The organism is Paraburkholderia sp. (assembly GCF_049581445.1).
GTDB lineage: Bacteria > Pseudomonadota > Gammaproteobacteria > Burkholderiales > Burkholderiaceae > Paraburkholderia.
The window spans coordinates 1-8,418 of the sequence record NZ_JBAURZ010000025.1 but is presented as its reverse complement, the minus strand read 5'-3'; the positions used below and the strand labels follow the sequence as shown (position 1 = coordinate 8,418).

7 protein-coding genes and 1 pseudogene are annotated in these 8,418 nt (G+C 63.8%); all 8 read right to left on the bottom strand.

Annotated features, from left to right (window positions below):
- Nucleotides 1–817: pseudogene (locus WCA85_RS01400) on the bottom strand (flagellar biosynthesis protein FlhF); the annotation flags it as partial.
- Between the two features lie 233 nt (nucleotides 818–1,050).
- Nucleotides 1,051–3,147, bottom strand: a complete 2,097-nt coding sequence (flhA, locus tag WCA85_RS01395; RefSeq protein ID WP_424061255.1) for a flagellar biosynthesis protein FlhA — start codon at nucleotides 3,145–3,147, stop codon at nucleotides 1,051–1,053.
- Nucleotides 3,144–4,349, bottom strand: a complete 1,206-nt coding sequence (flhB, locus tag WCA85_RS01390; RefSeq protein WP_424061253.1) for a flagellar biosynthesis protein FlhB — start codon at nucleotides 4,347–4,349, stop codon at nucleotides 3,144–3,146. The genes flhA and flhB overlap by 4 nt, the downstream gene beginning before the upstream one ends.
- A 195-nt stretch (nucleotides 4,350–4,544) precedes the next feature.
- Entirely contained in the window at nucleotides 4,545–5,819 is a 1,275-nt protein-coding gene (locus WCA85_RS01385) for a DUF3443 domain-containing protein (protein WP_424061252.1), read from the bottom strand.
- A gap of 25 nt (nucleotides 5,820–5,844) precedes the next feature.
- The gene (locus WCA85_RS01380; RefSeq protein ID WP_424061250.1) at nucleotides 5,845–6,369 is read right to left on the bottom strand and encodes a DUF2844 domain-containing protein; all 525 of its coding nucleotides are present in this window, start codon (nucleotides 6,367–6,369) and stop codon (nucleotides 5,845–5,847) included.
- 206 nt (nucleotides 6,370–6,575) lie between these two features.
- On the bottom strand, nucleotides 6,576–7,286 hold the full coding sequence (cheZ, locus tag WCA85_RS01375) for a protein phosphatase CheZ (RefSeq protein WP_424061249.1): 711 nt from the start codon (nucleotides 7,284–7,286) through the stop codon (nucleotides 6,576–6,578).
- A 1-nt stretch (nucleotide 7,287) separates the two neighbouring features.
- Complete coding sequence (gene cheY / locus WCA85_RS01370; RefSeq protein ID WP_424061248.1) at nucleotides 7,288–7,683, bottom strand: chemotaxis response regulator CheY; 396 nt, start codon at nucleotides 7,681–7,683, stop codon at nucleotides 7,288–7,290.
- Between the two features lie 77 nt (nucleotides 7,684–7,760).
- A partial coding sequence (locus tag WCA85_RS01365; RefSeq protein ID WP_424061246.1) for a chemotaxis protein CheB occupies nucleotides 7,761–8,418 on the bottom strand: 658 nt, incomplete at its 5' end.

The window sequence follows — 8,418 nt, the reverse complement described above, 5'->3', positions numbered from 1 at the left end:
CCTGGATGTCGACCGGTGCGCCCATGCCCTTGGCCATCGCGGCGGCCGGCGTCATCGACGAGGGCCGTGCGCTGTAGGCGCCTTGCTGCTTGCCGGCGATATTACGGGCATGGTCAATCAGCCACGGGTTGGATTCCGCCATCGTGCGCGGTGAAGCCAGCGGAGCGGCGAACGGCGTGGGTGCGATGCCGGCGGCCTTCAGCACATCGGCGCGGATTGAGTCACTGCCACGCTGCGCTTGCTGCACCGGTTGAGCGAGTGGCGCCTGCAGCGGCTGGCGTGTCTGATGCGGTTGAGACGCCTGGGCCGTCTGCGGCGCCATTTGCGGTGCCATCGGGACAGGCGGCGGAAGCGGCGTCGGCATGGCCGGTGCGGCGCTCATCTGCAGGGCCGGGCTGCTGACTTGAGGTTCGGAGAATGCAGCCGGGGCGGGCAATTCAGGCGGCGCGCTCTGCGCAACAGCCGCCGTCTGTGCCGGCGTATTGCTGGCCGGTGCGTTTTCCATACCGGCTTCCGGGCTCGCCCCGAACACCGACGAAAAGACGTCCGGCATACCGCTCGCGTACGGATTCGCCTGCATCGGCGGCGTGTTGCGCTGGGACGGCGCCGGCAGGCTCATCTGGGACGAGGCTGTATTGCCACCCTGGCGAGCCTTCGGCGTAATCGCTGCGAGATCGCTGTCAGCAAGCGCGACAATTTCGACGCTACCGTCATCCATCGTGCGGTTCGACAGCACGACCGCGTCGGGGCCCAGTGCCTCGCGAACGAGACGCAGCGCATCGCGACTGGTAGCACCGACAAATTTCCGAATGTTCAAGCTGGACCCCCGATGAGGTTAACGGACCGGCAACATACCGCTTCCCATTGAGATCGATTATTGCCAAAGAAGCCCACGGACCATCGGTTGATAAAGACCGTGAAAGGCGGGCAATTCGCTTGATGGACGCTTGCGCGGAAACGTTTCCGGAAGCCAGAAAAGACGCCGGCGCGATGAACGCGCCGGCAAGACGGAAAGAATGACCGTGTCCAACAATGCCTGGCGGCCTGGCCTTACGCGCCGATCAGGTTCACGACCTTGACGTTGCGGGTGTCGGGCACCTCGGCATACGACAGCACCTTGAGCTGCGGCAGGCTACGGCGCAGGAAGCGCGCAAGCATCGGCCGCAATGCGTGCTGCACCAGCAGCACGGGAGCGAGTCCGAGGTTCTGCTGGCGGTTCATGGCCTTTTGCGTCTCGGTCATCAGCGTATTGGCGAGGCCGGGTTCGAGGCCGGGGTTGGTGCCCGTCGAAAGAGCTTGCGACAACACCCGTTCGAGGTTCGAATCGAGTCCCATCACCTGCATGTCGCCTGAGCCCGGGAACCACTGCTGGGAAATTGCACGACCCAGCGCCAGACGCACCGCGGCCGTCAGTTCGTGCGGATCGGTGACCTTCGGGGTGTGCTCGGCGAGCGCTTCGAGGATCGTGCGCATGTCGCGGATCGGCACACCCTCCTCCAGCAGGTTCTGCAGGACCTTCTGCAGCGTCGTGAGCGACAGCGCCTTCGGCACCAGGTCGTCCACCAGCGACGGCGTATCTTTCTGCATCCGCTCGATCAGCGCCTGAATTTCGCGGCGGCCCAGCAGTTCGGATGCATGCGTGACGACCAAGTGGTTCAGGTGGGTGGCGACCACCGTGCTCGAATCCACCACGGTATAGCCATACACCTGCGCCTGCTCGCGCAGATTGGTGTCGATCCAGATGGCCGGCAGACCAAAGGCCGGATCCTGGGTCGGCGTGCCCGGCAACGCCGCGCTGACCTGCCCCGGATTGATGGCGAGCCACTGTCCCGGATACGCTTCGCCCACGCCCACTTCGACGCCCTTCAGCGCAATCCGGTAGCCATTGGGCCGCAGTTCGAGGTTGTCGCGAATATGGATCACCGGTGGCAGGAAGCCAATTTCCTGCGCGAACTTCTTGCGGATGCTCTTGATCCGCTTCAGCAGTTCACCGTCCGAATTCTTGTCGACCAGCGGAATCAGGCGGTAGCCGACTTCGAGGCCGAGCGTGTCGATCATCGTCACGTCGTCCCAGCTGGCTTCAGTGTTCTCGGCCGGCGTGAGCGCGGCCGGAGTGACGTCAACCAGTGCGGCCGAGGTTTTGCTTTCCTGCGCCTTCTTCTTCATGGTCCGGCCAAGCTGGATCAAGCCACCGCCCAGCAACAGGAACGCGAAGTGCGGCATGCCGGGAATCAGCCCCATCAGCACGAGAATGCTGCCTGTGATGATCAGCACACGTGGGTTCGTGAACAACTGCCCCGTCAACTGGGTGCCGATGTCCTCGTTGGTCGCCACCCGCGACACGATCACGCCGGCGGCCGTCGAAATCACCAGCGACGGAATCTGCGCGACGAGGCCGTCACCGATGGTGAGCAGCGTGTAGTTCTTGGCGGCGGCGGCGAAGTCCATGTTGTGCTGGACCACGCCGACAATCAGGCCGCCGATGATGTTGATCACCATGATCAGCAAGCCGGCAATCGCGTCGCCGCGCACGAACTTGCTCGCACCGTCCATCGAACCGTAGAACTCGGCTTCCTGGCCGATTTCCAGACGGCGCTTGCGCGCCTGCTCTTCATTGAGGATGCCGGCGTTCAGGTCGGCGTCGATCGCCATCTGCTTGCCGGGCATCGCATCGAGTGTGAAGCGCGCGGAAACTTCGGCGATCCGGCCCGCACCCTTGGTGATCACCATGAAGTTGATCACCATCAGGATGATGAACACCACGATCCCGACCGCGAAATTGCCGCCGACGAGGAAGTGCCCAAACGACTCGATCACCTGACCAGCGGCAGCCGGCCCGGTATGGCCTTCGAGCAGCACGACCCGCGTCGACGCAACGTTCAGCGACAGGCGCAGCAGGGTGGAGAACAGCAGCACGCTCGGGAAAGCGGCGAAATCGAGCGGCTTCATCGTGTACATGCTGACGAGCAGCACCATCACGGAAAGCGCGATGTTGAAGGTGAACAGCAGATCCAGCAGGAACGGCGGCAACGGCAAGATCATCATGCCGAGGATCATGCAGATCAATACCGGACCTGCGAGCGCGCGCAGGTTCGTGCTGCTTAGCGCATCCGGTCGTCGGGACAGAAATCCGGCGCGTGCGTTCATGCGGAGGCTCCAGGTACAGCGTCATCGTTAAGGGTGTCGGCCGCTTCCTGGTCGGCGTCGGCATCATCGACCGCGCCCTTGTCCAGTTCGGCGGGCACATCGAGGTCCGACGGCGCGACCGGTGCCACGCCGCCTTCGGTCTTGAAGCGGCGCAACTGATAAACCCATGCGAGCACTTCCGCGACGGCGCCATACAACTGCCCCGGAATTTCGCGGTCGAGATCGACGTTGTGATACAGCGCCCGCGCGAGCGGCGGGGCTTCGAGCAGCGGCACGTTGTTCTCCACAGCCAGTTCACGAATCCGTGCGGCAACGAGGTTGACGCCCTTGGCGACCACCCGTGGCGCACGCATCTCGCCATCGCTGTATTGCAGGGCGACCGCGAAGTGCGTCGGGTTGGTCACGACGACGTCCGCATGCGGCACCTTGGACATCATCCGGCGCCGCGCAGCCGCGCGCTGCTGCTGACGGATGCGGCCCTTCATCTTCGGATCGCCTTCGCTTTCCTTGTGTTCCTGCTTCACTTCTTCCTTCGTCATCCGGAGCTTCTTGTTGTACTGCCAGATCTGATACGGGACATCGAGCGCCGCCAGCAGGAACATGCCCGCGACCGTGGTCCCGCAGCACACGGCGATCAGGTGCGCTGTGTTGGCGAGCGCAACGGTCAACGGCTGGTTGGCAAGAGCGAGGATGTCGTCGTGCCGGTGCCAGATCGTGACCCCGCCGATGATGCCGACCACAAGGGTCTTGGCGAGCGACATGCCGAGCTGGAGCGGCCCGTTCAACGAAAAGATGCGGCCGAGGCCAGCGATCGGGTCGAGCCGGCTGAACTTGGGTGACAACGGCGCCGAGGAGACATGCCAGCCGCCCAGCGCCAGCGGCGAGAGCAGCGCGGCGCCGCCCGTCAGCGCGAGGATCGGCAGCAGCGCATGGAATCCTTCGCGGCTTGCCGCGCCCGCGCCGATCAACATCTGGCGCGGCGCGAAGACCTTCGCGTGGTCGAATGTGAGGGCGCTGCGCAGCATTGACGCGAGATGGTCGCCAATCGGGCCGGACATCGCCCAGACGCCATAGAAACCCGCCGACAGCAGGGCAAACGAGACGAGCTCCCGCGAACGAACGATCTGCCCTTCCTCCCGCGCCTTTTCGAGGCGCCGGGGTGTGGCAGATTCTGTTTTTTCGAGGTCGCTATCGTCTGCCACAAGGCTCTCCAGACGGACACGGCACAATGCCTGGTTCCAGTGAGAGCGATTATTCCTGCAGAACTCAAGCCATGATCGACGGATAAGGGAGGGGAAACCGGGGTATTTCGGGAGATCGGGGCGGGAACGCTGGGGGTGCGCAAGCGGGCTGTCCGCGTGTCACGACACGCGGACAGCCGCTACGGCGGGGCGGACTCAGTATCCGACGAAGGGCTGCTGGCCGCCTGCAGCCGTTTGATCGATGCCGTAGTACATATAACGGCCGTAGAAGAACGGCAAGCCAATATCGAAGGTGCCGCCCATCCCAACCTGGCCACCCAGGTCGTTGAACGCGAAGTTGCTGCTGTTGCTAAACAGCGTTGCCGCGTTGAGGATGCCGATGTTCGCCGTTGCCGTCACCCCGTTCACCCCGACCAGGTTCACCGAGCGGGTCTGCCCCGAGCTCGGGCAGTAGAAACCGCTGTACGCGCTACACCCCGGCAGTGAACTGTCCGCAAAGAAGTACGCATTCGAGCCGGAATCGAAGAACGCCTGGACCTTGCTGCCGTTGAAGGTACTGCTGTTCAGGTCGCCGAAAGCATCGGTCGTGAAGGTTTGCGCCGCCGCCAGCTTGTTGTTCGTGGCGGTGTTGATGCCGAATACCAGCGTGCCGGTGGTTGACCCTGTACCGGTGTACGAAATGGGCGCCATCTCGACGATCACACCGTTGTTGTCGGTGGCAAAGCGGGCCACCGGGTTAGCCACCTGATTGAGAAGCGGCACCTGGGTGGGGGTGGTCGCGCAACTGGAGCCGTTGCACGCGTAGTAGTTACTGAATTGGGGGGCTAACGTCGCGCTCGCACAGTTCGTCCCGCAGTCGTACGGTGCCACGCCGATGCCAAGAATGCCGTTCGCGCCGATCGCGCTAGCGGTGTTCTCCTCGGCGCCGCTCACACACCCCGACGGTTCGCTGCCTGACGCGAGGTCGCCGAGCACCTGAATCGGGATGTTGGTGGCCGTTTCGTTAGCGAGCTGTACAGTGGCGCTACGCACCGTGCCCCACGAGAAACCGTCGGCGAAGGTGGTGCATTCGGCCAATGTGCCGCTCGTTGCGGCAGGCGCCGTGGCGGGCTTCAGCGCGATTTGCATGGTGCTGTTCAGCGCACCGCTGACAATCCGCAGCCCATACGAGCCGGTATCCACCTGGACGTTGGTGATGACCTGGCAGGTGTTGGTGCCCGGCGCGCAGACTGTCACGCTAACGGTCGGAATATTGATGACGTTCGCGACTCCGTTGCCCACCGTGATCGGCGCGGTATTGCCCGCCCCAGCCGAGACCGGCTGGGCGCCCGGATTGGGCGGCAGGCCGCTGGTATCCGTGCCCGACGAACTGGAACTGCCTCCTCCGCCGCCGCACGCCGCGAGCAGTGTCACCAGTGCGACCGTCGCCACGACCTGCATCCATCCTTTCAGCTTTGCTGCACCTTGCATGTCCTGTCTCCCGCATCGGTCACTGTCACTGGATGTCGGAACCGCTGACGCCTTCAGGCAACGCCTGCGGCAGCCACGCCTGGCCGGCGAATGCGCCCATGTGGCCGCCGGAATGGACCACCAGCCCACTCTGTTCGACCGCCACCGGCCCGTGGCCTGGATGCGCGGCGCGCATGGCCTGCACACCGGCAACGTACTGCGGGAAATAAGTCCCTAGCAGATCGGCCAGATGCGGCATCTGCGATCCGTGCCAGGCGATGCCGAACACGCTGCCGTTCTGCGCCAGATACTCGCGCACGACCGTGCCGTTGCCGAACGTGGTCTCGTGCACGGTATAGGAAGAGGATGAGGCCGCTGTGGATGACGACGCGCCGGCCGATGCAGCATGCATGACGGCGACGGGGGTCACGATACGGGAACTGGTTGACGCACCGGCGGGCGGCGTCATGGGACTGCCGCCCAGCACCGCATGGGCGGACTGAACAGCAGCAAACAGACAGGACATTGCGAGCGTCGCCCCAAGGACGGCGCGGCTTACGCGACTCGGCATGGCCAGACTCCTCCCGATCAATTGCCGGGCGTCCGTGCTGAGCACGAGCGCCGACATTTAAACGAGATCATACGGCACGGCGACGGTCATCCGCAGGAACGTTTCCTCGACGGATGGCCGCGCGCCGTGCCTGAGCCGGTGCGCAAACGGGTCAAACGACGCCGCAAAGCCCACTCAGACGGGGCTTCAGCGGCAGGCGGGTGCGCTCAGAATCCGAGACTCGCGAGCAGATCGTCGACCTCGCCCTGGTCCTGCATTACATCTGCCTTACCTTCCGGGTTGATCTGCGGCCCGTTGAGCAGATTTTCAGGGCTGCCGGTCGCCGACGGCTCCGCCGCCAGCGCGGCCGCTGTGGCGGCAAACTGCTCGCGTCGTTCGAGCGCGATGTTTTCGATCAGCACGCCGAGCAACTGCTGCTCGATCAGGTACACCACCTCCGTGATCTTCTTGATGACCTGCCCGGTCAGATCCTGGAAGTCCTGGGCGAGCATGATTTCAAGCAACTGCTGGTTGGTCGCCGTGGTCACTTCCGGCACGCCGCGCAGGAACGTGCGCGTGTCGTTCATGAGCGCGCGCACTTCCTCACGCTCGATCGGCGCCGCATACCATTGCTCCCAACGCGCATCCAGCACGCCGGCATCCCGCTGCAACTGCTCCTGAATCGGCTTGGCGATTTCGATCGAGCTCAGCACTCGCTCGGCCGCCTGCTCGGTCATCGTCGCGATGTACTTGAGGCGATCGCGTGCATCCGGCACCGCTTCAGCGGCGCGCTCGACGTGCTTGTCGATCCCCAGTTCGCGCATCGAATCGCGCAGGGTACGCGTGAGCTGGCCGATGCGGGCCAGAATGCGATCGCTGGCGAAATCGCCGCTTTCGTCACGTGCTTCGGCGGCTGCCGCGTTGGTCGGCTCGTCCACATCAGCTCCCGGCTTTCGCCATCTTCTCGAGAATCTTGTTGAGCTTCTCGTCGAGGGTTACCGCCGTGAACGGCTTGACCACATAACCGCTCGCACCGGCCTGCGCCGCCGCGATGATGTTTTCCTTCTTCGACTCCGCCGTGACCATCAGCACCGGCAGATGCGTGATGCTGGCGTCGGCGCGGATTTCCTTGAGCATCGCCAGACCGTCCATGTTCGGCATGTTCCAGTCCGAGATTACGAAGTCGTACTTGCCGCTGCGCAGACGCGCAAGGCCTGCCATGCCGTCTTCCGCCTCATCGACGTTGGAATAGCCCAGCTCCTTCAGCAGATTGCGCACGATCCGGCGCATCGTCGGAAAGTCGTCCACAACCAGAATCTTCATTCCCTTATCCATTTCAATTCCCTTTCCCTTAACCCTATATTCCAGATAGTGCGGCAGGTGAGCGCGTGTTTACTGAGGCTTCGCGCGCATCATACCCGCTGTACGCGTTCGCCCATCGACGACAGACGCGCCATGACGCGCCGGCTCATCTCCGGCAGCGCGGCGATCTCGTCAGCAGCACCCAGCGCGATGGCCTCGCGCGGCATGCCGAACACGACACAGCTCGCTTCGTCCTGTGCAAGCGTATAAGCGCCCGCCTTTTTCATTTCCAGCAGTCCGGCCGCGCCATCGCGGCCCATCCCCGTGAGGATCACGCCCACCGCGTTCTTGCCTGCATGCTGTGCAGCGGAGCGGAACAGAACATCGACAGACGGACGGTGCCGGTTCACCGGCGGGTCGTCGGACAGGTGTGCAATATAGTTCGCACCGCTACGTGCAAGCAACAGGTGAGCGTGGCCGGGTGCGATATAAGCGTGACCCGGCAGCACGCGTTCGCCATGCTCTGCCTCTTTAACGGTAATCCGACACAAACCATTAAGGCGTTGTGCGAAAGATTTTGTAAACCCAGGCGGCATATGCTGCGCAATCAGCACGGCGGGCGCGTCGGGCGGCAGCGGCACGAGCACCTCGCGGATCGCTTCGGTGCCGCCGGTGGACGCCCCGACGATGATCAGCTTTTCCGTACTGAGCAGCGGATTGTTGAAGTTCGGCGCGGGGGCTGCATGCGCACCGGCGGCTGCGTGTCCC

Coding starts and splice junctions, on each gene's coding strand:
- flhA (WP_424061255.1), bottom strand. CDS start 3,147: ATGAACGCACGCGCCGGATTTCTGTCCCGACGACCGGATGCGCTAAGC.
- WCA85_RS01385 (WP_424061252.1), bottom strand. CDS start 5,819: ATGCAAGGTGCAGCAAAGCTGAAAGGATGGATGCAGGTCGTGGCGACG.
- WCA85_RS01380 (WP_424061250.1), bottom strand. CDS start 6,369: ATGCCGAGTCGCGTAAGCCGCGCCGTCCTTGGGGCGACGCTCGCAATG.
- cheY (WP_424061248.1), bottom strand. CDS start 7,683: ATGGATAAGGGAATGAAGATTCTGGTTGTGGACGACTTTCCGACGATG.